This is a genomic window from Vibrio toranzoniae (assembly GCF_024347655.1).
Classification (GTDB): Bacteria; Pseudomonadota; Gammaproteobacteria; order Enterobacterales; family Vibrionaceae; genus Vibrio; species Vibrio toranzoniae.
In genome coordinates this window covers 907,733-933,566 of the sequence record NZ_AP025514.1, presented here as the reverse complement: position 1 = coordinate 933,566, position 25,834 = coordinate 907,733, and the positions used below count along the sequence as shown (strand labels likewise).

The 25,834-nt window shown below is 44.6% G+C and carries 22 protein-coding genes; 3 read left to right on the top strand and 19 right to left on the bottom strand.

Annotated features, from left to right (window positions below; genetic code table 11):
* Positions 1-20 precede the first annotated feature (20 nt).
* Positions 21-458: a YcgN family cysteine cluster protein gene (locus OCU50_RS04200; protein ID WP_060467298.1), complete on the bottom strand. Its 438-nt coding sequence runs from the start codon at positions 456-458 to the stop codon at positions 21-23.
* 159 nt (positions 459-617) lie between these two features.
* Between OCU50_RS04200 and OCU50_RS04195 the strand changes: the two genes are divergently transcribed.
* On the top strand, positions 618-866 hold the full coding sequence (locus OCU50_RS04195) for a YkgJ family cysteine cluster protein (protein WP_017056459.1): 249 nt from the start codon (positions 618-620) through the stop codon (positions 864-866).
* A gap of 220 nt (positions 867-1,086) precedes the next feature.
* Here OCU50_RS04195 and recR read toward each other — a convergent pair whose 3' ends face one another.
* The 7 genes from recR to OCU50_RS04160 form a co-directional block, all read right to left on the bottom strand.
* Positions 1,087-1,686 carry a recombination mediator RecR gene (gene recR / locus OCU50_RS04190; RefSeq protein WP_029626987.1) on the bottom strand — a complete coding sequence of 200 codons (600 nt, stop codon included), beginning with the start codon at positions 1,684-1,686 and terminating at the stop codon, positions 1,087-1,089.
* A 78-nt stretch (positions 1,687-1,764) separates the two neighbouring features.
* The gene (locus OCU50_RS04185; protein ID WP_009848672.1) at positions 1,765-2,094 is read right to left on the bottom strand and encodes a YbaB/EbfC family nucleoid-associated protein; all 330 of its coding nucleotides are present in this window, start codon (positions 2,092-2,094) and stop codon (positions 1,765-1,767) included.
* 151 nt (positions 2,095-2,245) lie between these two features.
* Positions 2,246-4,384: a DNA polymerase III subunit gamma/tau gene (gene dnaX, locus OCU50_RS04180; RefSeq protein WP_060467297.1), complete on the bottom strand. Its 2,139-nt coding sequence runs from the start codon at positions 4,382-4,384 to the stop codon at positions 2,246-2,248.
* Positions 4,385-4,402: 18 nt separating this feature from the next.
* Complete coding sequence (gene apt, locus OCU50_RS04175) at positions 4,403-4,948, bottom strand: adenine phosphoribosyltransferase (RefSeq protein WP_060467296.1); 546 nt, start codon at positions 4,946-4,948, stop codon at positions 4,403-4,405.
* A 161-nt stretch (positions 4,949-5,109) separates the two neighbouring features.
* The gene (locus OCU50_RS04170) at positions 5,110-5,481 is read right to left on the bottom strand and encodes a YbaN family protein (RefSeq protein WP_077680152.1); all 372 of its coding nucleotides are present in this window, start codon (positions 5,479-5,481) and stop codon (positions 5,110-5,112) included.
* A 119-nt stretch (positions 5,482-5,600) separates the two neighbouring features.
* Positions 5,601-5,738 (bottom strand): hypothetical protein, encoded by a 138-nt coding sequence (locus OCU50_RS04165; RefSeq protein WP_004734169.1) that lies wholly within the window; start codon positions 5,736-5,738, stop codon positions 5,601-5,603.
* Between the two features lie 155 nt (positions 5,739-5,893).
* On the bottom strand, positions 5,894-6,997 hold the full coding sequence (locus OCU50_RS04160; protein WP_060467295.1) for a response regulator: 1,104 nt from the start codon (positions 6,995-6,997) through the stop codon (positions 5,894-5,896).
* Between the two features lie 228 nt (positions 6,998-7,225).
* Between OCU50_RS04160 and OCU50_RS04155 the strand changes: the two genes are divergently transcribed.
* Positions 7,226-8,101 carry a LysR family transcriptional regulator gene (locus tag OCU50_RS04155; RefSeq protein ID WP_060467294.1) on the top strand — a complete coding sequence of 292 codons (876 nt, stop codon included), beginning with the start codon at positions 7,226-7,228 and terminating at the stop codon, positions 8,099-8,101.
* A gap of 98 nt (positions 8,102-8,199) precedes the next feature.
* On the opposite strand, the gene purF is transcribed toward OCU50_RS04155, so the two are convergent.
* From purF to fabB, 10 genes are all read right to left on the bottom strand, one after another.
* A complete protein-coding gene (purF, locus tag OCU50_RS04150) occupies positions 8,200-9,714 on the bottom strand; it encodes an amidophosphoribosyltransferase (protein ID WP_017056452.1) in 1,515 nt (504 codons plus the stop codon).
* Between the two features lie 33 nt (positions 9,715-9,747).
* Complete coding sequence (locus OCU50_RS04145; RefSeq protein ID WP_017056451.1) at positions 9,748-10,239, bottom strand: CvpA family protein; 492 nt, start codon at positions 10,237-10,239, stop codon at positions 9,748-9,750.
* A 61-nt stretch (positions 10,240-10,300) separates the two neighbouring features.
* A complete protein-coding gene (locus OCU50_RS04140; protein WP_060467293.1) occupies positions 10,301-10,873 on the bottom strand; it encodes an SPOR domain-containing protein in 573 nt (190 codons plus the stop codon).
* Positions 10,874-12,136 carry a bifunctional tetrahydrofolate synthase/dihydrofolate synthase gene (gene folC, locus OCU50_RS04135; protein WP_060467292.1) on the bottom strand — a complete coding sequence of 421 codons (1,263 nt, stop codon included), beginning with the start codon at positions 12,134-12,136 and terminating at the stop codon, positions 10,874-10,876. It abuts the gene before it with no gap.
* Positions 12,137-12,178: 42 nt separating this feature from the next.
* Complete coding sequence (accD, locus tag OCU50_RS04130) at positions 12,179-13,105, bottom strand: acetyl-CoA carboxylase, carboxyltransferase subunit beta (protein ID WP_060467291.1); 927 nt, start codon at positions 13,103-13,105, stop codon at positions 12,179-12,181.
* A gap of 176 nt (positions 13,106-13,281) precedes the next feature.
* Positions 13,282-14,076, bottom strand: a complete 795-nt coding sequence (truA, locus tag OCU50_RS04125; RefSeq protein ID WP_060467290.1) for a tRNA pseudouridine(38-40) synthase TruA — start codon at positions 14,074-14,076, stop codon at positions 13,282-13,284.
* Between the two features lie 154 nt (positions 14,077-14,230).
* Complete coding sequence (locus OCU50_RS04120) at positions 14,231-18,766, bottom strand: FimV/HubP family polar landmark protein (protein ID WP_065311173.1); 4,536 nt, start codon at positions 18,764-18,766, stop codon at positions 14,231-14,233.
* Positions 18,767-18,974: 208 nt separating this feature from the next.
* Complete coding sequence (locus OCU50_RS04115; RefSeq protein WP_060468231.1) at positions 18,975-19,988, bottom strand: aspartate-semialdehyde dehydrogenase; 1,014 nt, start codon at positions 19,986-19,988, stop codon at positions 18,975-18,977.
* A gap of 12 nt (positions 19,989-20,000) precedes the next feature.
* Positions 20,001-21,134: a 4-phosphoerythronate dehydrogenase gene (locus OCU50_RS04110; RefSeq protein ID WP_060468232.1), complete on the bottom strand. Its 1,134-nt coding sequence runs from the start codon at positions 21,132-21,134 to the stop codon at positions 20,001-20,003.
* A 471-nt stretch (positions 21,135-21,605) separates the two neighbouring features.
* Positions 21,606-22,832 carry a beta-ketoacyl-ACP synthase I gene (gene fabB / locus OCU50_RS04105; protein WP_060468233.1) on the bottom strand — a complete coding sequence of 409 codons (1,227 nt, stop codon included), beginning with the start codon at positions 22,830-22,832 and terminating at the stop codon, positions 21,606-21,608.
* A gap of 128 nt (positions 22,833-22,960) precedes the next feature.
* Between fabB and mnmC the strand changes: the two genes are divergently transcribed.
* Complete coding sequence (gene mnmC / locus OCU50_RS04100) at positions 22,961-25,039, top strand: bifunctional tRNA (5-methylaminomethyl-2-thiouridine)(34)-methyltransferase MnmC2/FAD-dependent 5-carboxymethylaminomethyl-2-thiouridine(34) oxidoreductase MnmC1 (protein ID WP_060468234.1); 2,079 nt, start codon at positions 22,961-22,963, stop codon at positions 25,037-25,039.
* A 130-nt stretch (positions 25,040-25,169) separates the two neighbouring features.
* On the opposite strand, the gene OCU50_RS04095 is transcribed toward mnmC, so the two are convergent.
* Entirely contained in the window at positions 25,170-25,691 is a 522-nt protein-coding gene (locus OCU50_RS04095) for an NADPH-dependent FMN reductase (RefSeq protein WP_046222661.1), read from the bottom strand.
* Between the last annotated feature and the right edge of the window lie 143 nt (positions 25,692-25,834).

Here is a 25,834-nt window from a genome sequence, read left to right as displayed (position 1 = left end):
AGCGGCTGTTTTTAGAATAACTAGCGATTCGGGTGGTTCAATATGTGGTCTTCCCAATCAACTACATCAATTTCGTATACCACTTGATTACGAACGCTTTCACCTGCTGCATGCATCTCTGATTTAGAACCCGTGATCAATGGGTGCCATTTGGGAATCGGCTTAGATTCTGATAGAAGACGGTAAGCACAGGTGTCTGGTAGCCAATGAAATTCATCGATCTTGTCACGAGTCAGCTTCAAACACTCTTCACCTGACGTGAAGCGGTTCGGGTAATCTTTACACGAACATGTTTTGTCATTTAACCAGCTACACGCCACGTTGGTGTAGTAGACTTCATCACTATCTTCATCCATTAGTTTATGTAGGCAACACTTACCACAACCGTCACACAGTGATTCCCACTCATCCTCTGTCATCTGCTCTAGTGTTTTTTCTTGCCAAAATGGGTTCGTCATAGGATTACTTCATACTTGTTTACTGGGGTGCGTGTTATACCGCTAGCCCATAAAAAGTTCAAGGATAATAATTGTTCATTCTTTGATTCAATCAACAGCTGTCACTCTCATCATTTTTTGCTACTATCGCGCCCCCTGTTATTTAGTGAGTTTAATTTGATGGAATGTCGTTTAGGTTGTGGAGCTTGTTGTATCGCTCCGAGTATTACATCTGCTATTCCTGGAATGCCTAATGGCAAACCTGCTGGTGTACGCTGCATCCAATTAAATGAACAAGACCTATGTAAGTTATTCGGGCAACCTTCACGCCCTAAAGTGTGCCATCAGTTCAAAGCCTGCCCTAGTGTTTGTGGAAAGACGGACCAAGAAGCACTCGATAACCTTATCGAGTTAGAAGCGATTACCTAAGCGTATTTGCTCTTATATCCCCCCAGATTTCACAAATTTTCGAAATCTCAACGTCTTGTTGAGACTATTCCAGATTAATAAGAATGGTTATGAATAGGTATACGTTAGAAATGGTCGGAACATTTGGGGTGGTGTTAGGTGGTAGTGTCGTCTTAATCGTCGCTTCTACCTATGCAGGTAAAAGAAAAGCCGCTTAGTGATAATTCACCAAGCGGCTTTTTTAGATCTTATGACGACCGAGTAAGGAGTGAGAAAGCGTAGTGCCATCCACCAGCTCTAGCTCACCACCAACGGGAACACCATGAGCAATACGGCTTGCGTTCACTTCATGGGCACTACACAGCTCTGCGATGTAATGCGCTGTTGCTTCCCCTTCAACTGTCGGGTTCGTCGCTAGGATTACTTCAGAGATATCACCACGGCGTAAGCGGTAGTCCAAAACATCGAGACCGATATCACTTGGACCAATACCATCTAATGGTGAAAGATGCCCCATCAACACAAAGTAACGACCTGAATATTGGCCAGTAGCTTCAATTGCTGCAATATCTGCAGGGCTTTCTACTACACATATCTGACCGTTATCCTGACGTTTAGGATTAGTACAAATATGGCAAGTATCTTCTTCGGTAAAAGTACGGCACTCATTACAATGACCAATTTCAGTCATTGCTTGGCTAAGAGCTTCAGCCAACTGTAGGCCGCCTTTTCTATCGCGCTGTAACAAATGAAAGGCCATACGCTGCGCCGACTTGGGACCAACCCCAGGTAGACAACGTAAGGCCTCCATCAGATGCTCCAGCATGTGACTGGTACGCATATTTAACCGTTCTGATTTTCAGGTAACCGTTCGTTCACAACAAACCATTACTTGAATTAATCTTTAAGAATAAGTTACTTAGAAAGGCATCTTCATACCTGGTGGAAGTTGCATTCCACCAGTTACGCCAGCCATTTTCTCTTTTTGAGTTTCTTCAACACGACGAGCCGCATCGTTGAAAGCAGCAGCGATAAGATCTTCAAGCATCTCTTTATCGTCTTCCATTAAACTTTCATCGATATCAACACGGCGAACGCTGTGACTACCAGTGATCGTTACCTTTACAAGGCCAGCACCTGACTCACCTGTAACTTCCATATTTGCGATTTCTTCTTGAAGCTTTTGCATGCGCTCTTGCATTTGCTGGGCTTGCTTCATCATGTTGCCCATACCGCCTTTACCAAACATGTTAATACTCTCTGGTCTAATTGGTTTATTAAAATTAATTAAGCTATACGTGCCTAAATGGGGGTTAAAACAATGCGATTCAACCCCTCGATGTTCAGTTCTCAGATTTGATTATCTGCGATGATATGCCGGTCACTAAACGAATAGTGTTCTAGATAGGACGAACGCTGTCTCTGTCGAGCTCCGCAGCAAAACGCTTTTCGATAAACTGTACGTTGGCATCGTTTTCCAAACTGGTAAACGCGTCTTTCAACTTGCCTTGATACAATCTTTCTCGTAGTTCTAGAGGCGTTTCTCCACCCTCACCGATTTCAACGCTCAAATGACACTCTTCTCCGAGTACAGCATTGAGAGACTGTAATAGTTCGCTCTGCGCACGGTCCGTATTCAAGTGAGCCTGACTCGCTCTTAACGTTAGAGTAATTGATGTTCCATTTTTAGAAAACACTGAGTTTAATGCTAACTGTTCAACAAGCTTGGCTGTCTCTAGCTTTTGAATCGTGGCGGACCATTGATCTTGAGAAATAGACTCTTGAAGCAATTTTTCGACCATTTCTGGTGTCTTAACATGCTCCAACGCGCGCTTGATCTGAGTGGGGGTAAGCTCTTTGTTCACCTCTTTCACTACAGGTTTAGACGGTTTCCAGCGATAAGGTTCATTATCATTGGTTACCTTTTCTGTCGAAGAGGTAGATAAAGAAGCTGGCGACACCCGCTCAGAGCCACCGTGTTGCTGAGCAACTCGGTCAAGAACTGAAGTTTTAGCCGGTGTCGCTTTAGTCTTTTTTGGCGCTGAACCTTTGCTCTCTGGTGCTGCGCTGCCCCTGCGTTGAGAACGCAGTTGGTGGCGTAAACCACTTACAGGCGAAGCAGGACGTTCTGATTGTCCTTGCGGAGCAGAAGAAACAGGTGAAGCATCGTTGTGTGGCTGAGCTGGCCTCTGATTCTGATAATTTGCTTGCTGTTGAGGCTGCTCTGCACCATAGCTAGGGCGTTCGTCATAAGTCGGTGGTGCATCATACTGACTGTGCGAGTAATCCTGCTCAGGATAACCTTGGCTGCCTGAATGGCCAGCGTAACCTTGCGAATCGGAATACTGTGCTGAACCCTGCTGCTGAGCCTGTTGTTGCCTCTGAGGCTCTCCCGGAGCTGCCACTGGCGCAGTGCTCGTCGACTGAGTCGATATTGCCGTTGCCATTGCTTGTTCTGCAGGTCTAAACGCCAACATACGTAAAGCCACCATCTCAATACCAACACGCGCAGTGGGTGATAACGGTAGGTCTTGACGTCCTTTCAACACAATCTGATAGTACAGTTGGATATCTTGTGGGCTCAATGCGTTGCTAAGCAGTTCTATCCGTTCAGCATCAGGCTGTGCTTTATCTAGGGTTGATGGCAATGCTTGAAACATTGCAAGGCGATGTAACTGGGTCGCAAGTTGACTCAATAAACCATCCCATTCCACACCATTCTCGGCAAGACCTTCGATGCAAGCCATTGCTACTTGCGGCTGCTTACTGCTGATCGCTTCTAGCAAGTGAATGGCTTGGTCGGTGTCTAGCGTACCGAGCATATGAGCCACAGTGTCTGTCACAACATTGCCGTTGCCTAATGCGATAGCTTGATCCGTTAAACTCAGAGCATCACGCATACTGCCGTCAGCCGCATGAGCAATCATGCCAAGCGCACGAGACTCAGACGCCACACTTTCTTGTTCAAGAATGTGGTCAAGCTGTTCGTGAATATTATCAACACTGATCGGCTTAAGGTGGAACTGCAGACAACGCGATAGAATCGTCACTGGAAGCTTCTGTGGATCGGTCGTTGCGAGCAAAAATTTCACATACTCAGGCGGCTCTTCTAAGGTCTTTAGAAGCGCGTTAAAACTGTGCCTAGAAAGCATGTGTACTTCATCGATAAGGTAAACCTTGAAGCGACCACGTGCTGGCTTGTACTGAACATTGTCCAGAAGCTCGCGGGTATCTTCTACCTTAGTTCGAGAGGCAGCATCGATTTCAAGAAGATCAACAAAACGACCTTCATCAATCTCTTTACAGGTTGCACACTCACCACAAGGGGTTGAGGTAATGCCTGTTTCACAGTTGAGACCCTTAGCAAATAAACGGCCGATGGTCGTTTTACCGACACCTCGTGTGCCGCTGAACAGGTATGCGTGATGCAACCTATTTTGGCTAAGGGCATTCTCTAATGCTGTTAAAACATGGGCTTGACCAACCACTTCTTTGAATTTGGTTGGTCGCCATTTTCGCGCTAACGCAAGATAGCTCATGAATAATTCCGAAAAGGATTAGTGACCGTCGAATTCGCAGATGCTAAACACTTCTAGACCTAAGCCTTTTAAGCGCTTGTCACCACCGATTTCTGGAAGGTTAATAACAAATGCAGCGTGCTCTGCCACACCACCGAGCCTACGAATCAGCTTTGTTGTTGCTTCAATCGTACCGCCTGTTGCTAACAAATCATCAACCATCAGCACTTTATCGCCTTCAACGATAGCGTCGATATGGATTTCTAGTGTATCTGTACCGTACTCAAGTTCATAAGATTGAGCCACAGTTTCACGAGGCAGCTTGCCAGGTTTACGAACAGGAATGAAGCCAACACCTAGCTCAAGAGCCAAAGGCGCACCAAATAAGAAACCACGAGCTTCCGTACCAACGATCTTAGTAAAGCCCATGTCCTTGAATGTTTCCGCTAGCAGGTCAATAGTCGCTTTGTAAGCCGCAGGGTCTTCCATCAAACTTGTTACGTCACGGAACAAAATACCTGCTTTAGGGTAATCAGGGATGCTTTTGATGCTTGCTTTGATCAGAGAGATTTTTTCTGTGTTCATAATCTTATGCACTTCATTAGGCCGCTTTCCAAACCCTCGTTAACGAATCAAACATCAACGCTTGGAATTAAGGAAAGGTACGATTGGTATTCATTGCAACGAGAGTCATAGCCCTGATTGCTAAAATAATAAACGCCCGCTTTACAAGCAGGCACATTGGCTTAATGGTAGTGATTTTCTTTGCTGTCAGCAACCAACTCATGGGTTGGAAGTCGCATAAACCATGTGAGAAGAATAACAAGTACGCAAATTAGGAAAACCTTAACCCAAATGATCGGGGAAAAGCAGATGGATAACGCAAAACTCAACAAGATAAAGAACACACCGCGCGTTTTAACTTGTTTGGTGACGGCACCATGTTGATACCAATTGTTCAGTAAAGGACCCAGCGTTTTGTGTTCATGCATCCATTTATGAACTTTAGGATTGCTTCGCATAAAGCATGCGCTAGCAAGAAGGAGAAAAGGCGTGGTTGGCAGAACAGGTAAAACTATCCCTAGCACTGCGAGAAATATGCAAAGGCCACCAGCAATATTGAGACTTAAAACTCGAACGCTAATTGTGGCCTCCTTAAATTAATCACGACCCGTTAACTTTCAATCAGTCAACTCTGAATCAGTCAACTACGATTCAGCAAACGGAAATCGGTTAACTAAAATGTTGCGTAACCATTGAATACACGGATCAACGTTAATGTTGCTGGTAACAATGGAATCGCTAAAAATGCGGCTAAAAATCCTAAAAAATAGAATACATTAAACGGGTCTTGAAAGTCTTTGTTATCTGCCATGATTGCTTCTTGTTTTTGTTAGTAAAGGTAAGTATCTGTTATCTGGCGAACCAAACCCGCTTTGCTAAATCGACATTTAACAAAAAAGGCATAGCCACACCATTTGCGCAACTATACCTTAATCAATTATTCACAAAAACCGAGGAAATATAGGGTTAATCGGTAGACCCTTGGTGTATGTCTAAACTAAAGCTCGCCGCTCCAAGCAAGCTCAATGAGAGTTGGCAGCCTTGTTCAATCGGCAAGTCTCTCGTAATAAAATTCTTCTTACAGTTTTCGCCTAAACGCTCACCAGCGGCAATGTTTTGATTCATCTCACCATTCGACCAGCGTCCATCTAGACCCGCAGGCAAAACAGAGATGGTACCCTCGGCAAGGTTGGCGACACCAAACAATGCATTAACGGGCGTGGCACATTTGGAGCACTCAATCCCCTTCTCTAAAATCTCAGCAATATCTTTGAGATCAACATTAAAATCTTTTCTATTTCTTATGTAATCGTGAAATAGCGCTCGCACCAACAATGTAGACGCTGAGCTGGCATTATCAGAAGAGGACGAATCGACGAGGTAAAAAGCAAACTGCCCATTCATCATCCATGCGTAGTCAAACACAAGCGGCATCATCTCTGTTGATTGCAATAATCGATAACTACAACACCATGAGCCTTGTCTTGTATCTTTTTCAGGCAGCAGCGCATGCAGTAAGTCTTTTGCTGCACTTGGGTTTTCTTGTAAATAATTCAGGTGCCAATGCAGCTCTTGATCTTCGGGGATCTCTCCTCCGTCATCCACACAAAACCATTGGCTTGAAAAATCTCGTTGATCCGAAATGTTGTCGAATGAATCTTTTAACGTATTCGCAATCGCACTGCCTAAGTGACCGTGATCCTCTAAAGGTTTGGCTAAGAAGTCTTTGATGCCAAATCGTAATGCTTTCGCCACATCCGACATATCGTCTGTCCCTGAGACAACGATCATAGGCAATGATGGATACTCTAAACTGAGCTCTTCCACAAGCTCAATGCCGTCCAGGATCGGCATTGACAAGTCACACACAATTAAATCTGGCGCCGAGTCTCTGAGCTTTTGCAGAGCGTCCAGTCCATTTTCAGCCTCAACCACTTTATAACCAATCGTGTCTAAGTACGCGCTGGTTATACGGCGAAAAATAGGATCATCATCAACCAACATTACGCATTTCTGGTTGATTACTTCCTGAGCCGAGGTCATTACTGGCTGACTGTGAGTTTTGTACATAATCTATAACCTCACAAAACTAAGTCGAATTATTATTGTTATCTGTTCTAAGAACTAATATAAAACTTAGTAACAAAATGCTAAATACACAAATGTTCACTCTTTACTGGTAATTCGTGACGAGGGTTGGAATACTTGTAAATAGTGCAACGAGTTGACGTAACGCAAACATTGATCTCACTGTTACGTATAAATTAGATGAGATTGTAAACAAATGTGTCTGGATTTATGAAATTAGATGATTTAAACCTCTTTCGACTCGTCGTTGAAAATGGGAGCTACACCGCAACATCGCGCAAGACTATGATTCCGGTTGCGACCATTACACGACGTATTCAAGCCTTAGAAGACTCTCTGAATCTGAGGCTTCTCAATAGACACGCGCGTAAACTCTCTTTAACAGAAGCTGGCGAACGTTTTTTCAATGAATGCTCTCCGCTATTGCAACGCCTATCTTCTACTGCAGAAGAGCTCACGGACGTGTGCAAAGGAGCTTCCGGTAAGATTCGTATTACGGCCCCATCCAACCTGACCAAACGCATGATGATGCCAATGTTCAGCGACTTCATGATTCAATACCCAGATATCAATATTGAATTGATGATGAACAACCAAGCCGATCAACTTGATCCAACCGAGTGGGACGTAATTTTCCGCGTTGGCCCACAACGTGACTCAAGTCTAATCGCAAGAAAAATCAGTGAAGTAAAAGATATTCTTATCGCGAGCCCTGATTATTTAGCGAAGAACCCGGCACCAAGCCACGCGGAAGAACTGGCTAACCACTCTCTTCTAAAAGGCTACCCGCTAATTAAGTGGCAACTGAGTAACTCTAATGATGAGACGGTGGTTAACAGCGAGAAAGGTCGTTTCAACGCCAATGCACTCAATGTAGTGAGACAAGCATGTTCTGGAGGCCTAGGTATCACCCTAATGCCTGATGTGATGATTCGTGAATATATTGAAGATGGCAGCTTAGTGCAGGTCCTAGAAGACTGGAGCGCTAACCCTCGTGATATTTACATGCTTTATAATCACAAAGACCACCTGCCAGAGAAGGTAAGATTGTTTATTGATTTTGTGATCGCATACCACATTCATTAAAACCAATTCTCTTTTCGAAAATAAAAAAACCAGAGCGAATACTCTGGTTTTTTAAATTCTGAATCGCTAGCAAAAAAGCGCGATTCCTAACGGAAAGACTAAGCGCCTTCGTTATGTAACTCTAGGTTCGCTAGGTCTTGTTGGATTTCACGCTGAACCTTTGAGTCGTCATTACGCAAAGAATCTAGGAAATCTAAGTACGCTTGGTCGATATCACCTGTTACATACTCACCGTTAAATACCGAAGTATCGAAGCGAGAAATGTCTTGGTTGCCCATACCTACCGCAGAGATTAGATCTGGTAGCGTTTGGAAAATCAAAGCATCTGCGCCAATCTGCTTACAAATTGTTTCGTTGTCACGACCATGAGCAATCAGCTCTATCGCGCTCGGCATATCGATGCCGTAAACGTTCGGAAAGCGCACCTCTGGAGCTGCTGAAACCATGAAGACTTTACTTGCACCTGAATCACGAGCCATCTCAATGATCTGCTCTGATGTTGTACCGCGAACGATAGAGTCGTCAACCAATAGAACATTCTTACCTTTAAACTCTGAACGGATTGCGTTCAACTTACGGCGAACTGATTTTTTACGCTGTTGCTGACCAGGCATGATAAACGTGCGGCCAACATAACGGTTCTTCACGAAACCCTGACGGTATGGCTTGTTGATCGCTTGAGCTATCCGTAGCGCAATATCGTTTGAAGTTTCAGGAATTGGGATAACCACATCAATATCTAAGTCGGCGTACTCTTCTTTAATACGTTTACCTAGCATCTCACCCATCTCAACGCGTGCGCTGTAAACCGAGATTTTGTCGATGAATGAATCTGGGCGTGCAAAGTATACAAATTCAAAGATGCATGGGTTTAGTTGTGGGTTGTCTGCGCATTGCTTAGTAAAAAGATCACCATCGAATGTTGCGTAGATAGCTTCACCAGGAGCAACATCGCGCATAAAATCAAAACCAACAGCGTCTAACGCGACTGACTCAGACGCAACCATGTACTCTGTTTTACCATCAACTTCACGCTTACCAAGACACAGAGGACGGATACCATGTGGGTCACGAAATGCAATCATACCGTGGCCGATAATCATTGCCGTTACTGCGTAAGCGCCGCGAATCGTACGGTGCACATTAGAGACAGCGCGGAAAACATCATCTGAAGTCACGTTACCTTTAACGGTATCGATCTCATGAGCCAAAACGTTCAATAGAACTTCAGAGTCAGAAGTTGTATTTAAATGACGACGGTCTTTCTCGAACAACTTTTCACGCACTTCGTTTGCGTTTGTCAGGTTGCCGTTGTGAGCCAACGTGATGCCAAAAGGAGAGTTTACGTAGAAAGGTTGAGCTTCAGATGCACTTGAACTACCCGCAGTAGGGTAACGAACATGACCAATACCAACTTCACCTTGTAAGCGCTGCATGTGTTTTGCTTCAAAAACATCTTTGACTAAACCGTTCGCCTTACGCAGACGGAAACGATTGCTTTCTATGGTACAAATACCAGCGGCATCTTGGCCACGATGCTGCAATACCGTTAAAGCGTCATAAATTGACTGGTTTACAGGTGTTGAACCCACGATTCCAACAATACCACACATGTCCTAACCCTCGATTTTCGATATTAACTGGCGCTAAAGCGCGCCAGATAAGAAACTAGATGTTGCTTGTAAATGCTCGAAGAACGGCGCAATGATTCGACTAAATTCTGGAACCAATTGCGAACTCTTCCACCACTCAGAACTTGGGAATGCAGTAAACGCATCCATGAAAAACAACACTGCAGAGACAATCAAAACACCACGTAAACCGCCAAAGACGACACCGAGGATTCTATCTGTACCTGACAGGCCTGTTTTCTGAACTAGCTGACCGATGACATAGTTAACTAAGGCACCGACAACTAACGTTGCAACAAACAATGCTGCTATCGCAGTTCCGTTTCGAAACATCTCATCTTCGATATTGGTAAAGTACATGGCTAATTTAGCGTAGTACTGACTAGCAATAAAAAATGCTCCAAACCAAATAACCAATGACAACGCTTCTTTAGCGAAACCACGAACTAAACTGATCACGGCAGAGAAGCCGATCACGCCTAAAATGACAAAATCTAACCAATTCATGAATTCTTCATCTTAAGTTGGCGCGCATTTTAACAGAAAAAATGCTGACGCAAACGTTTTCTTATGGATTTAACGGTTTAAATTTGAGCAACTGACCTTTTGAACCCGTAATTTTCTCTAATTCCTTAATTTGTCGCTCAAGTTTGGATTTAGAGACATCCGGGCCAATAATTACTCGCGTAAAACTATTTTCTTGCTTGGTGTGAGCCTGGTAACCACGCTTTTGTAAATCCTTAACAACATTTTTGGCGTTGTCAGCATTTTTTAAAGCCATCAATTGAATGAGCCACGCGCTATCTTGGTATTCATTTTTTTCAGGTACAGGCTTAACCACAACAGCCACTTTGTCGGATTCTGTATCATCAGACGTTAACGCTGTTTGGGTCTTTGAACTGTCGCCACCACTTTCAACCACCTGCTCAACCGGAGACTCCGGCAGAGCAATCTGATCTTCAACAGGATCGAGAACTTCAAAAACCTCAACATTACTATCAAGCTCAGGCTTAATTGGAATGCTTGCAAACTCTTCTTTATAATGAAGCTTCTTACCATCAAGCACATCTGGCAATACAATCACGCCTATGGCCACTAAAATGATAGTGCCGACTAATCGGCTTTGGAATTTACTTGCCATTTAGTTTCCTTTTTTCTGCCAATGCTCCAACACTTCACCTACAGTATGGAAAGAACCGACCACCAACACAACATCGTCACCTTGGACAGAAGCTAAAGCCGCTTCAAACGCCGCTACAGGGGTTGAATACTGCTCTACGCCTTTTGGTAGGCTTTCACACAATTCGGCAGCGGTTGCCGCACGAGGGCCTTGTAGTGAAGCTGGATACCAATGTGTTGCAACTGGTGTTAATACTTCCAATGTTGCGGGAATATCTTTGTCATGAAGCATGGCGACTACAACGTGTAAATTTTTCCCAGCATACTTTTGAATAACTTGTTGTGCAAAATACTCAGCCGAATGTGGATTATGCGCTACATCAAGCACAATCACAGGTTGATCGCTGACTTTCTGCATACGTCCGGGAAGCTGTGCGCTCTTTAGACCATTAGTGATATTTATATCGCTAATACTCAATTTTGAAGTTCCCAACGCCATCAATGCGGTTGCCGCATTAGGTAACGGTAAATCTGGAATTGGTAAAGCTTCTAATTGGAATGCACCACTGCGCCAGTTCCAAATATCACCGTCAACATCATAGGTGTATTGAATACCCACTTGGTAAAATTCAGCTTTTATATCGTCTGCATGTGCAGCAACTGTTGCTGGTGGCTTAGGCTGTCCACAGATAGCAGGCTTACCACTACGATAGATACCCGCTTTCTCAAAGCCAATCACATTGATGTCGTCACCAAGCCAATCAACATGGTCGACAGCCAAACTGGTAATCACAGACACATCATGATCAACGATATTCGTTGCATCTAAACGACCGCCTAATCCCACTTCCAATAACACGACATCTACCGCTTCCGTTTGAAATGCGCGTAACGCGGCTAAGGTGCCGTACTCGAAAAAACTAAGGCTGATTTCGCCACGCTCTTTTTCAATAAAATCGAATGACTGCACAATCTTTTTATCGGATAGATCTTGGCCGTTGATACGAACACGTTCGTTATAGCGGATTAAGTGAGGGGAACTGTAGACACCAACGGAGTAACCAGCATCTAACAGAATTGCTTCCATCAGGGCACACGTTGAGCCTTTGCCATTGGTTCCAGCAACGGTAATCACGTGTTGAGCAGGTTTGGTGAGGTTTACCTTAGAAGCGACGGCCTGAACTCGGTCTAACCCAAGATCAATAGCGCTTGTGTGGATGTTTGATAAATAATCAAGCCACATCTCCAAAGAGGATGTGGCTTGAGGAATAGGTTGTTGACTCATCTAACTCATAACCATAATTAAGTAGGTTTGTTAGAAGGTACTTTACCCTTTTTCTGGCGCTTCTGGTACTTCATAAGTGGCTTCATTCGGTGAATCGTTCACAGAAACTACCAATGGTGAAGGCTGGTTGGTCATTTTTCCAACTAGGCTAGCTACGCGCTGGCGCATCTCACGACGGTCAACGATCATATCGATAGCACCGTGGTCTAGTAGAAACTCACTACGTTGAAAACCTTCAGGAAGATCTTCACGTACCGTTTGTTCGATTACACGACGTCCAGCGAAACCGATCAATGCTTTTGGCTCACCGATATTGATGTCACCTAGCATTGCTAGACTCGCAGAAACCCCCCCCATTGTTGGGTCAGTCATTACGGAAACAAACGGCAAGCCTTTCGCCGATAAACGCTCTAGCGCTGCACTGGTTTTCGCCATTTGCATTAGAGACATAAGCGCCTCTTGCATACGCGCACCACCACTTGCAGAGAAACAAACTAAACCACAATTGTTTTCAATAGCAGCATCGACCGCTTTCACAAAACGAGCACCAACAACGGAACCCATAGAGCCGCCCATGAATGAGAATTCAAAAGCACACGCTACGATAGGTAAACCAAGCAGTTCGCCTTTCATTGCTACTAATGCATCTGTCTCTCCACTGTTCTTCTGAGCAACAGAGATACGTTCTTTGTAACGCTTAGAGTCTTTAAACTTCAGTTTGTCTTGTGGTTCAAGCTCAGCACCGAGTTCAACACGTTCACCTTTATCTAGGAATGTATCCAGACGGCGACGTGCTTTCATGCGCATGTGATGATCACATTTTGGACATACTTCTAGATTACGCTCTAGTTCAGCATGGTAAAGCACTTGCTCACAAGAAGTACATTTAGTCCAAACACCCTCAGGGATAGACGCTTTACGAGATGTTACGATGTTGCTTTTTTCTAAAATCTTTTCAAGCCAACTCATGGAAGACCTTTTTGTTTCGATTCTTGCGCTTGATTGCGAAAGAAATAAATTTGGGAATTATGCGTGGGAATTAAAGCACATAAAACAGCGACTGTAGATAAAAAACTGGTTGTACCTATTTTCTATCACCATCTTACACACGAAATCACCATGTTTTTTGAACCTAAGTCTCACATTTAGTTCAAATTATCTGGTAAGAAAAGAGGGCCAACCGGCTCTCGTGGTAGCTCAAAATGTTCAGGATAATCAACATCCACCAGATACAAGCCTTCCGCTTTTGCAGTCGCGCCGGCAACTTTTCGATCTTTGGCCTCTAAAAGCCACTGGATCCACTCTGGTTTCTGCTCACCTTTACCTACTGCAATAAGGCTACCAGTAATATTCCTCACCATATGGTGAACAAACGCATTCGCTTTAATGTCGATCACGATGTAGTGCCCATGACGAGTCACATTTAAGTGAATCAAATTTCTCCACGGGCTACGAGATTGACAATGTGTTGCCCTGAACGAAGTAAAGTCATTCTCACCAAGTAAGTATTGACCCGCTTCATGCATTTTTTTTTCATCAAGATGACCATGATAATGGCTAACACCTGAATTCAAAATACCAGGGCGTAGTGCATGGTTAAAGATAATGTAACGGTAACGGCGTGCAGTAGCAGAGAAACGAGCATGGAAATCTTCATTCACTTCTGCCGCCCAACGAACCGCAATATCTTTTGGCATGTTGGCATTAGCGCCCATTGTCCATGCCACCATTTTACGATCGACATTAGTTTCAAAGTGAACGACTTGTCCCGTACCGTGAACACCGGCATCTGTGCGACCTGCGCACATAACTTCAACAGGGTGATTCGCGACAACTGAAAGAGCCTTTTCCAATTCTTCTTGGACACTTTTCACGTCTCGTTGGCGCTGCCAACCAAAGTAGTGGGTACCGTTATATTCAATACCTAAAGCAATTTTCATGTTCTTGTTCTCTTTGAAAATGGGCGAGAAGTATATACGGAAATCGGTGCTATCCCAAATAGGATGGGGCTAAAACTGTAATAATAAAACAAAGGCTCTTAGCCTCGCCCTAAAATAAAGGGTAGCCAATGCTACCCTTTCTATTTCGTTGAGCTTACCGACCGTTTAACTTATCGATGATATTCTTGGCTTCGCGACGAATATCATCGCTTCCGTCAACAATAGCTTCCTCTAGAAGCTTAATCGCACCTTGCGAGTCGCTCATCTCGATGTAGATTTTAGCTAAATCGAGTTTACCTGCAGCTTCTGCATTGCTATCAACATCAAAATTGCCTATATCACCGATAACATCAGGGAACTCATTTAAACCAACATCCAGCTTCAATTCTTCATCGTCTGGATTAGTGACCTCTTCACCTTCTTGCTCTACTTGAGCCATCAATTCATCAATCGTCATGTATGGCTTATCACGACTTCTGCCTGATTCGGTTAAGTTGTCTTGTTGTCCCCAATTCTCTTCTTTAATTTTAGGTTCAGCTTGTTGCTCTGCCGACGCCCAAATCTCTTGTTGATCATCAGGGACATCCTTGTGCATACTCGACTGTTGCTCTGGCGCTAAGTTAAACCCTTTCCAATCTTCGCCGCCCACTTCAAGCATCGCATCAATATCTAGACCTGCGCTATCAATCGATGTTGCATCCAGTGGTTTGTCAAACATATTATCGACAGTGTTTTGAACATCTTCTGAAAGTAACTCAGCCAGAGCAGTCTCATCAAAATCTTCTAGTGGTTCATCTTGAACCGCTTTTGACGTTGAGCCTGGCTCTGAAGGCGCGTCCAGTGATTCATCTGGTTGTGTAAAATCAGCCTCTGAGCTTTCAACATCCGAGAGAGCATCAGCATGAGCAAAGCTTTGTGGGTTTGAGAACAAATCATGCAACGCATCTTGCTCTTCGCCTTGTGGGCTGAAAGAAGTTAGCGGTGTTGGTTTCTCAGCAAACGCATCAGAGATTGCTTCATCTTCACCATATTCTGGTAAATCCAATTCATCGAACTCTATACCTGTCTCTTCCGCTACAGGCTCGGCGCTGCTTTGTTCAATATCGTCTAAAACAGAATCGGCTTTTGCGCTCTCTTCATCGTATTCAGGCAGCTCAAGGTCATCAAACTCAAACTTTTCATTACCATCAGAGAGATCTTGCTCTAACTGTGCTTCATCCGGTTCGCTAGCCACTTCTGCTAATGCGTCTTCTTCACCAAACTCTGGCAGTTCGAAATCATCAAATGAAAACTCTTCTTCACTTGCTTGCGGTGTCGCTTCAGCTTGCGGCTCAGCTGTTGGTTGCGGTTCTGCGTCTAATTGAGGTTCAACAGCTGGTTCTGGTGTTGTTTCTGCCTCTGGTGCAGGCGTCTCATCTTCAATCAGCCAATCGTCATCTTCTGGTACGCCGAATTCATTTGGAATGCTCTCTGGCATATTTGCTGCACGAACTGGCTCTGGCTCTGGCTCTGGCTCTGGCTCTGGCTCTGGCTCTGGCTCTGGCTCTGGCTCTGGCTCTGGCTCTGGCTCTGGCTCTGGCTCTGGCAAGGATTCAACAACATCCTCAAATTCATCGCTACCTTGAATTTTCGGTTCAAAGTCAAAATCAGAGTCGATGTTCGATAGCGACTCAACATCGTCGATCGATTCTGCTAACCAATCTTCAACCGTCTCTTCTTCGTCTTCTGAGACATCACTCAGTGACGATGGTGAAGTTTGGTTTTCAGAGCTAGGCGCAATTTCTTCGTGACTGTCTTGTGTATCTGTTGCTTTCGGCTCAAGCGCTTCTTGTTCTGATTCAGCGAAAGCGGGTTCTTCAACATCAGAATTTTCAGATAACAGCGACTCAATATCCAGTTCGTCATTTTCTTCAACAGGTAATGCGGTTTCTTCCGGAAGTGCTTCTTGAATATCCGAATTTGGAGTTTGATCTGGTTCAGAAACCTGTTCGATTGGATCTTCAACTTGCGCTTCATTCGCTTCCAACACGCCACTGTCATCAGACGTCATTAACTCATCAATCAACGCTTCGTCTGTGGTTTCTAATGAATCATCAAGCAGAGCATCTGTTGCTGGCGCTACACCAAATAGATCATCGATGAAGTCATCACGATTAAAGGCTTCATCGCTTTCTGGCTCAAGTTCTGAGCTGGCTTGCGTCGGTTCCGAATCTAACGGCTCATCACTAACTGGTTCAGGTTGTGATGTTTCACTCACCTCAGCAGCTTGCGCTGGCTCAGCTTCAGAAGGGTCCGATGTTGACTGAGTCGTCTCAACGCTTGACTCTTTGATAGGCTCCTCATTGGCTTTGTCAAAGGCCGCCTCTAGTTCTTTATCAAACGTTTGCTCTTCCGATTCTAATTCACCTTCAATACCGCTTGTTAGTAGATCATCAAACGGATCTAAAGATTCAGTCTCCTTCTCGCCCGCTTCATCTGTTGATGCATCATCGGCTAGCAATTCGCTATCAAGAAAATCATCAAGCAAATCAGTGCTATCTGCATCGAGTTCGAAATCATCACCGTCAGAATCACCGATCAGCTCATCTAAGGTTTCCGTGCTATCTTCCGCAATGTTTAGGTCATCGTCCGCCGATATGCCAGAAAGCTCTTCAAGTTCAGACAAAGCGTCAAACCCTAAAGGTTCGTTTTCAGACTCATCATCCGATTCACCTTCCAACATTTCATCAAGAAGATCGGTCGAATAACTTAGGTCTACGTCATCCCCTGCCAATTGCTCATCGAGCAGATCAACGCTGTCTTGAGCTTCTTCATCTTCAGTTGGCTTATCAAACTGAGACAGGATGTTTTCGATATCATCATCAGACGCCAAACCACTGTTTAGGTTAGCGGCAATCTCATCGTCATTATCAAGGTTAAAGGGAGCATTCGTTTCACCTTTCTGAGCTGCAACCTGAGCAAAAATATCATCAATATCCTCTTCGACACTAGAAGCCGAAGGTTCAGCGGTTTGCTGTTCGGAAATCAAAGTATCGATATCGAACTCGTCATTGCTCAAGTCAGCTGGCTTGGCATCGCTCTGTTGCTCTGAAATAAGCGCATCAATGTCAAAATCATCGGTTGCTGGGGTGCTGTTATTAGAAGGCGAATCACTTTGCTCTTCCGAAATCAAAGCATCGATATCGAAACTACCATCGTCTTCGTCATCAAGCGCGAACAGATCATCTAATAGAGACTGATCTAGTTCATTCGATCCTAAGTCTTCAGTCTCAGACTCTTGAGATAGTAGGGATTCAACCTCATCAGCAGACATCGCGTTATCATCCGCAAGGTCGAAGTCCTCGTCATCAGAATCAAGAGAACTTTCCGCTGTTTTATCCAGAGCGCGTTCCATTTCTTCCAGACCAAGCGCCTTTTCTTCACCATTAACACTGATGCCGGTGTTACTGTCTAAGTCCAGATCGTCGAAGTTGGTGTCTAAATCACCGTTTTCACCGATACTTGCAAACGGGTCATCGTCTTCACCATCAAGATTAAAATCAAGATCGGATTCATCTAAGCCTGCAAATACATCGTCTTCTTCAGCCAATGCTTGATCGTCAAATAGCTTGGTAGCGTCGTCTTCAGTATCAAAAAGTTCATCATCCAAAGACAGCTCATTATCAAGATCGCTCATCTCTTCGCCTAAAGAGATAGGAGCCACACTGCTTGGTTCAGGTTGAATAGGTTGTTCTTGCGTCGTTTGTTGCTGTTCATCGTTTTTAGATCGGTGCCCCAACAGCATCACAATAATAAGGCCAAGTAAAAGGCCTGGAATACTCGCAAGTGCTGCCACTAGCCAGCCATTAGATAACAACTGTTCTGTAGCAGTCGGTGCCATTTTTTCGATTTCGGCGTTCTTTTTACGCTCTTCAGCAAGCAGCTTCTCAACTTCGCTGCGGATACGGTCTTCGTCGCTAAGTTCCGTTTTAAGTACATCCACTTCAGACTGCACGTTCGACAGCATTAAACGAAGCTGATGATTTTTCTCTTCCAATGACAGTAACTCTGTTTCTGAAAGTTTTAGTGTCTTTTCTAATTCGTTCATCTCCTTGGTTGGAGACGTTGAATCAGTTGGAGAAGATGGATTTGTAGGCGCTTTAGCTGTACTTACTTGCTTTGCTGAAGCCGCATTTTTATCACTCACATCAGGTCGAGTTGGCGCTGGCGCTGGTTTTGTTTTTGGCGCGACAGGCTTAGCCACTGGAGCATCAAGCTTGGCAAGATGCGAAGTCATGATGTTGACAGCTTGCTGCGTTGAGCTGGCACGAGCTTGTTCTAAAGAAGGCACACGTAAGTTGCTCGCAGGCAACAGGCTATGAATATTCTGGTTTTCAAACGCTTGAGGGTTTAAGCGATAAATCGCCAACAGGGTTTGTTGGACTGACACGGAGTTATCCGGGCGTAATTTTGAGGCGATAGACCACAGCGTCTCTGAACCACGAGTTGGACCATAGAAACGTGAGGGCTCACTAGTACCATTGGAGGCGCTAAGCGGCTGCGCTCTTTGCAGAGGTTCGGAAAAAGTAGGCGCTGATTGTATCTGGCCATTAGGCCCTACAACTCGAATGGAATCTGCACGAACAACGGGAATCTGAGTCGCAATGATAACGGCCAAAGGCATTAACCAAGGCTTAAAAATTTGAAACATAAAGTGCTCAGCTAGGTGCTTAAATTCGGATAAAGTGATGAACTATTAAATATATCGGATAAATGACATAAAACTATAGAGACGAAGACAAAAAATGTGTTACGACAACAATATTCGCAGCAATTTCACACAATTTTCCTAACAATATTTTCAATTGATTAAAAAAGCCCCACTAAAGAGTGAGGCTTATTTATCAAAGCAATGAAACTTAGAAGTAATCGCGAATCAGAACTTCAGCGATTTGCACTGCGTTTGTCGCTGCGCCTTTACGAACGTTATCAGCAACCACCCACATGTTTACGCCGCTGTGATGGCTGATGTCGTTGCGAATTCGGCCAACCATTACGTGATCTTTACCACCCGCATCACGAACTTGAGTTGGGAAGTCTAACGCTTGAAATACTTCAACGCCTTCTGTGTTCTCAAGAAGCTGAACCACTTGCTCTGCAGCGATTGGAGTGCGAGTTTCAATATGTAGAGATTCAGCGTGACCGTAGAATACAGGTACGCGAACACACGTAGGGTTCACCGTGATTGAAGAGTCAGCAAAGATTTTTTGAGTTTCCCAAACCATCTTCATCTCTTCACGCGTGTAGCCGTTCTCTGTAAATTCATCGATTTGAGGAATACAGTTGAAGGCGATCTGCTGTGAGAACGCTGACTTGTCCGCTGGCATGCCGTTAAGAAGCTTAGCCGTTTGACCCGCTAGCTCATCGATCCCCGGCTTACCTGCACCAGATACAGATTGGTAAGTTGAAACGTTAATACGCTCAAGGCCCACTTCATCGTGAATTGGTTTAAGTGCTACAACCATTTGGATAGTAGAGCAGTTAGGGTTCGCAATGATATTACGGTTGCGGAACTCAGCAATCGCTTCAGGGTTCACTTCTGGTACCACCAGAGGAACATCGTATTCGTAGCGGAAACGTGATGTGTTATCGATAACAACCACACCTTCATCCGCAGCGATTGGAGCCCAACGCTCTGAAAGTTCGCTACCTGCAGAGAAAAACGCAATATGTACTTGAGACCAATCAAAGTCTTCTACGTTTTGTACTTGTATTGTTTTGCCGTTAAAACGGGAAGTTTTGCCTTCACTACGTTCACTTGCTAGTAAGTGCATTTCACCGACAGGGAATTTACGCTCTTTAAGTACTTCAAGAATGGTTTCACCAACCGCACCAGTCGCACCTAAAATAGCAATATTAAATTCTTGGCTCATTGTTTCTCTCTTTTATAAAGTTGGCTTTACCATAAAACCGAGTTTAGATAACGGCGTTAAATTACAAGATTCGTCGCCCGTTAACTCGACAGCACTGTACTCTCGACGGTCCCAATATTCTTTACGCATCTTGTCAAAAGAACCCGGCGTAGAGATATTGCGACGGAATAAGGCGTCGTCTTTGCGCACATCATAGATCAACTGAGTCAAATTGTGCAGTGTTGCTTCATCCCAAGCTCTATCTAATTTCATTTGAGGCACTGGGGCTGTCGGTAGAAGATCGCTTGCATAAGCACGTTGTTCCGCACCTAAAAACCCACAATAGCTGTTAAAGATCATCGTGGTACCGCGCGCTTTGCCCTCTAAACCGTAGCCCGCTACGTGAGGCGTTGCGAAAGCAAGCAGTGGAAGCAATTCCATGTCGACTTCAGGTTCAAACTCAAATACATCAAGAACGGCAGTAAAGCCGTCAGCTTTTTGCAGGCGAGCTTTTAGTGCTTGGTTATCAACGACTGGGCCACGAGCCGCATTAATCAGGATTTGGTCGGCGCGGAAGTTGTGTAGCACTTGCTCATTGATCATATGGTGCGTTGGAAATTCGCCCGTCTTGGTGATAGGCGTATGTAACGTGATCACATCAGATTGTTCTAATAACGTTTCAAGGTCGGTGAATTCACGAGTGTCACCCTCCAGTTGCTTAAGAGGATCGTTGAGCAACACTTTAATACCAATACCTTCTAAGCATTTCGCTAAGTAGCTGCCCACTTGACCACAACCAATAATACCGACCGTTTTGTCGAAAACAGAAAAACCCTGTTGTTGAGCAAGCACCATCATCGCGCTGAAGGCATACTCAGCGACACCCACCTTGTTACAGCCAGGCGCTGCAGTGAAGAAAATGCCACGCTCTTTCATCAATTCTTGGTCAACGTGATCCATACCAGCCGTCGCAGTACCAACAAACTTCAGCTTATTGGCTTTGCTGATTAATGACTCGTTTACCTTGGTAACAGAGCGAATCATCAATGCGTCTACGTCAACTAGGTCGTCAGCAGTGAGTGTGCGACCAGACTTCATTGTCACTTCACCTAGCTGGCTAAACAGCGCTTCAGCGTAAGGCATATTTTCGTCGATTAAGATTTTCATTTGGCGAGTACTTTTGTTGGGGTCTATCGACCTAAATGTGAATTGAAATGATTGTGCAAAATTACACACACGGTGTCGAGTAACAATTGGAATACATTATGAATAAGGGGCTGAATCCCCTAGCCTTCACAAACAAGAAAAGGAATTGAGTTATATCCAAGGTCAAAACGAAAAATGCCCGATTGAATAAACAATCGGGCAAACATCCAGAACAAAAGGATCCTATCTCGCTCTCCAGGAGACAGAGTCTTGCGTCTGTTCAACCAGTACTAACTAAGTCACTACTGATCAAGCTCTGGAAACCTTTCAATTTCTAAACCCCGATTTTAAAAACCATGTTAAAAACACGTTTAAAAAACCACGCTTAAAAACCTATATCTAAACAAGCTTCTGATAGCCGTTATTATTAGAAGACTTGCGCGTGTTGAGTCTGCACTCGCCCCCCTTTAACGATTAATCTTGTCCCTTAAATCAAGCTTGATACTTTTTGATTACTAGCGTTGCGTTAGTACCGCCGAAACCAAAGCTGTTAGACATAACCGTCGTTAGCTCTTGTTCACGAGCTTCCGTTACAATGTCTAGGCCTTTACCTGCTTCGTCTAAGTTTACAACGTTAATGCTTGGTGCGATAAAGCCGTTGTCTAGCATTAGTGTTGAGTAAATTGCTTCGTGTACACCAGCAGCACCTAGAGCGTGACCTGTCATCGCTTTAGTTGCAGAAATTGCAGGGCTCTTGCCGCCGCCATTATCTTGAGAGAAAACTTCTTGGATTGCGCCAAGTTCTTTAACGTCACCAACGGGCGTTGAAGTACCGTGAGTATTCACGTAGTCAACGCCATCAACGTTTTGCATCGCCATCTTCATACAACGAACCGCGCCTTCACCAGAAGGAGCAACCATGTCGTAGCCATCTGAAGTTGCGCCGTAACCTACGATCTCGCCGTAAATTTTTGCGCCACGAGCAACTGCGTGCTCAAGTTCTTCAATAACTAGCATGCCGCCACCACCAGAGATAACAAAACCGTCACGGTCCGCATCGTAAGTACGAGAAGCTAGCTCAGGAGTATCGTTGAACTTAGTAGAAAGTGCGCCCATTGCGTCGAACATCATAGTCAGAGACCAATCCAGTTCTTCACCGCCACCAGCGAATACTACGTCTTGCTTACCAAGTTGGATAAGCTCCATCGCGTGACCAATACAGTGTGCAGATGTTGCACATGCAGAACTCATAGAGTAGTTCACACCACGGATTTTGAAAGGCGTTGCTAGACAAGCAGAAACCGTAGAAGCCATTGTACGTGGAACCATGTATGGACCAACGCGCTTAACGCCTTTTTCACGGATGATGTCTACTGCGTTTACTTGGTTTAGAGATGAAGCACCACCTGAACCCGCAACGATACCCGTGCGGTCATTAGATACTTGATCTTCCGTTAAACCAGAATCAGCAATTGCTTGCTCCATTGAAAGATATGCGAATGCCGCCGCATCACCCATAAAGCGCATTTTTTTGCGATCGATATGGTCAGCTGGGTTCATTTTTAGGTTACCCCAAACTTGAGAGCGCAAGCCATTTTCCTTGAACTGCTCTGAAGCGGTAATACCAGATTTACCCTCTTTCAGTGATGCTAAAACTTCTTCGACGTTGTTACCGATACTTGAAACAATACCCATACCGGTGATTACGACTCGTTTCATGTGACATTCCTATAATTCTAAATTCAGCTAGATGATAACTAAGAAGCCTAACAAAAGTGGTCAGCTTTCCTAGAAATTCGTACAATCCCTACCAACATATCGCTTCAAATCACAAAATGATAGATTTTATGACTTCAATTACTAATGCAGAACTGGAATGGAATGAGTCTGGCACGCCAGTTTCAGACCAATTTGACGACGTTTACTTCTCCAATGTTAACGGTTTAGAAGAAACTCGCTACGTCTTTTTAAAGCAAAACCACCTTCCAGAGCGTTGGGTTGAACATCAACAACGTCGTTTTGTGATTGCTGAAACCGGCTTTGGTACCGGTTTAAACTTTCTTGCTGTGTGGCAGTGGTTCGATACTTTCCTTAAAGATAACCCACAAGCTATTACCAAAGAGTTACATTTCATCAGTTTTGAAAAATACCCTTTAAACAAAGAGGATCTGATCAAAGCGCACCAATCATGGCCAGAATTAGCCGAGTATGCGACGCAACTCCAAGAACATTATCCGATTGCTCTGCCGGAATGTCACCGCATTGTGCTAGGCGACGGTACAATCACGCTTGATTTGTGGTTTGGCGATATTAAAGATTGTATGCCTAACGTGCCTACGCCAAAACGAGGCTTGGTTGATGCTTGGTTCTTAGATGGCTTTGCCCCAAGCAAAAACCCAGAGATGTGGAATCAAAACCTGTTCAACGGCATGGCCAAGCTGGCTAAACAAGATTGTAGCTGTGCGACCTTCACCGCCGCTGGTTTTGTTCGACGCGGTTTAATCGAAGCTGGCTTTGCGATGAAGAAGGTTAAAGGCTTTGGTACTAAGCGGGAAATGATTGCAGGCCGCCTTGACGAGAAACACGCTCATACCAACATCAAACCTTGGTATAGCCTAGCTCAACACAGTGATTCACAAGATATCGCCATTATCGGTGGTGGTGTTGCCAGCGCTGCGCTTGCAAAAACGTTAAGCCGACGTGGTAAAAACATCACCCTTTATTGTGAACACCCACTTGCCGCGAGCAATGCCTCAGGCAACAATCAAGGTGCAATTTATCCGTTATTAAGCGAAGCGACTTCGAACGTTTCTCGCGTGTTTGGCCCCGGTTTACTGTTTGCTCGCCAGTTCATCAATCAGGCGGCTCAATCTATTCAATTTGACCACAGCTGGTGTGGCGTGAACATTCTGATGTGGGATGAAGGCTCAACCAAAAAGCTTAACCGCATGTTGGAAGGCAATTTCCATACAGACTTGATTCGGCGCTTAACCCCTGAACAAGCGAACGAAAAGATTGGCTTACCAGTTGATAAAGAGAGTGTTTACTTCCCACTGGGTGGTTGGTTAAGCCCTATACAACTGACACAAGGCTTGATCGAAAAGTTAGAGTATACCGACCAAGTTAGCGCTCACTATCAACATCAAGTGACTCAACTTGAGTGGCTCGAAGCTGAACAACTATGGCAACTTACCATTGAGACACCACAAGGTGAGATTCAAACTAAACATGACCAAGTGGTTGTTGCGAACGGCCACAAGTTCACCCAGTTTGAGCAGACTCAACCAGTACCTCTGACTCCGGTTAAAGGCCAAGTAAGCCATATTCCGACCACGGAAAACTTAACCAAGTTAAAAACCGTGTTGTGCTTTGATGGCTACCTAACGCCGCAAAACCCAAACAATGGTCATCACTGTATTGGTGCGAACTACGACAAAACCAATATTGACCAAGAGTTTGATATTGAAGTTCAACAGCATAATGGCGAGCGCCTGAACGGGTCATTGCCAGACCAAGCATGGACAAAAGATGTCGACACCAGTGACAACTTAGCGCGCCAAGGTATCCGAAGCGTAAGCCGTGATCACTTACCATTTGTCGGCAATGTTGGTGATTTTGAATCAATCAAAGCGCAGTACCAAGATCTGCACAACTTTAACCCACAGCGCCACTCGATTGATGGTGTTCAAACGGTAGCAAGCTTCCCTAATCTGTACTGCTTTATCGGGCTGGGTTCGCGCGGCTTAAGCTCTGCTCCATTGCTGGCCGAAGTGTTAGCATCACAAATATGTGGCGATCCGCTACCTTTACCGGTTGATGTGCTTGAAGCGATTCACCCAAGCAGAATGTGGGTGCGCAGGCTGCGTAAAGGTAAGGCATTAACCGCTGGTTGGGTTGCAGACAAACACTCTAGAACAAGCCCATAGTTTCTAGTTCAACTATTCTGAACATCTGAAATACCTGAAACTAAAAGCTCAAAAGCCCGAGCGACATTATGTCACTCGGGCTTTTTATTGTTCTTGTTGATCTAAACAGATGTTCTAAACGGAGCAGTATTTACAGCTTAGCAACCGCGTCTTTGATCTGCTGAGCAATCTCTTCGTTGCTGATAGCGCCGGACTCAAAGTCAAAGTTATCATAGAAATTTGGCACTGATAGTGAAGCCTTCACGTTGCCGCCAAAGAATGATGCAGACCCCGTTGCCGCGCCAAGTACCGTTTGTGCGCCGCCAGGGCCCGGAGATGTCGCTAAGTAAACCGCTGGCTTCTCGCCAAACACTGAACGCTCAATACGTGTTGCCCAATCAAATAGGTTTTTATATGCCGCTGGGTAGTGACCGTTATGTTCGGCAAAAGAGATAACAAACGCATCCGCTTCTGCTAAATCACGCAAGAATGCTTGAGCACCTTCCGCTTGGCCAATCTCTTTTTCAGTGTCTTCACTGAACATAGGAACGTTGTAGTCGTTGATGTTTAGGACTTTTACTTCAGCACCTTCAATCAAGTTAGCTGCGTAAGTTGCTAGAGTTTTGTTGATAGAGGTAGAGCTTGTGCTTGCGCCGAATGCGATAACTTTCATGATGTGACCTTTTCTGTAATTCCGTTAAGTGAGCTTAGAATAACGTAGTCGGGAAATGGAACCATCACAAGGATTGAACGGACTCATTCAAAAATTTCGAATGAGTCTCAAATAATTCACGACTCAGCAAAATGAAAAGGAAG

Excerpts from the sequence above, each read along its gene's own strand:
- OCU50_RS04200 (WP_060467298.1), bottom strand. The coding sequence starts at position 458 with ATGACGAACCCATTTTGGCAAGAAAAAACACTAGAGCAGATGACAGAG.
- OCU50_RS04195 (WP_017056459.1), top strand. The coding sequence starts at position 618 with ATGGAATGTCGTTTAGGTTGTGGAGCTTGTTGTATCGCTCCGAGTATT.
- recR (WP_029626987.1), bottom strand. The coding sequence starts at position 1,686 with ATGCGTACCAGTCACATGCTGGAGCATCTGATGGAGGCCTTACGTTGT.
- OCU50_RS04185 (WP_009848672.1), bottom strand. The coding sequence starts at position 2,094 with ATGTTTGGTAAAGGCGGTATGGGCAACATGATGAAGCAAGCCCAGCAA.
- dnaX (WP_060467297.1), bottom strand. The coding sequence starts at position 4,384 with ATGAGCTATCTTGCGTTAGCGCGAAAATGGCGACCAACCAAATTCAAA.
- apt (WP_060467296.1), bottom strand. The coding sequence starts at position 4,948 with ATGAACACAGAAAAAATCTCTCTGATCAAAGCAAGCATCAAAAGCATC.
- OCU50_RS04165 (WP_004734169.1), bottom strand. The coding sequence starts at position 5,738 with ATGGCAGATAACAAAGACTTTCAAGACCCGTTTAATGTATTCTATTTT.
- OCU50_RS04160 (WP_060467295.1), bottom strand. The coding sequence starts at position 6,997 with ATGTACAAAACTCACAGTCAGCCAGTAATGACCTCGGCTCAGGAAGTA.
- OCU50_RS04155 (WP_060467294.1), top strand. The coding sequence starts at position 7,226 with ATGAAATTAGATGATTTAAACCTCTTTCGACTCGTCGTTGAAAATGGG.
- purF (WP_017056452.1), bottom strand. The coding sequence starts at position 9,714 with ATGTGTGGTATTGTTGGAATCGTGGGTTCAACACCTGTAAACCAGTCA.
- OCU50_RS04145 (WP_017056451.1), bottom strand. The coding sequence starts at position 10,239 with ATGAATTGGTTAGATTTTGTCATTTTAGGCGTGATCGGCTTCTCTGCC.
- OCU50_RS04140 (WP_060467293.1), bottom strand. The coding sequence starts at position 10,873 with ATGGCAAGTAAATTCCAAAGCCGATTAGTCGGCACTATCATTTTAGTG.
- folC (WP_060467292.1), bottom strand. The coding sequence starts at position 12,136 with ATGAGTCAACAACCTATTCCTCAAGCCACATCCTCTTTGGAGATGTGG.
- accD (WP_060467291.1), bottom strand. The coding sequence starts at position 13,105 with ATGAGTTGGCTTGAAAAGATTTTAGAAAAAAGCAACATCGTAACATCT.
- truA (WP_060467290.1), bottom strand. The coding sequence starts at position 14,076 with ATGAAAATTGCTTTAGGTATTGAATATAACGGTACCCACTACTTTGGT.
- OCU50_RS04120 (WP_065311173.1), bottom strand. The coding sequence starts at position 18,766 with ATGTTTCAAATTTTTAAGCCTTGGTTAATGCCTTTGGCCGTTATCATT.
- OCU50_RS04115 (WP_060468231.1), bottom strand. The coding sequence starts at position 19,988 with ATGAGCCAAGAATTTAATATTGCTATTTTAGGTGCGACTGGTGCGGTT.
- OCU50_RS04110 (WP_060468232.1), bottom strand. The coding sequence starts at position 21,134 with ATGAAAATCTTAATCGACGAAAATATGCCTTACGCTGAAGCGCTGTTT.
- fabB (WP_060468233.1), bottom strand. The coding sequence starts at position 22,832 with ATGAAACGAGTCGTAATCACCGGTATGGGTATTGTTTCAAGTATCGGT.
- mnmC (WP_060468234.1), top strand. The coding sequence starts at position 22,961 with ATGACTTCAATTACTAATGCAGAACTGGAATGGAATGAGTCTGGCACG.
- OCU50_RS04095 (WP_046222661.1), bottom strand. The coding sequence starts at position 25,691 with ATGAAAGTTATCGCATTCGGCGCAAGCACAAGCTCTACCTCTATCAAC.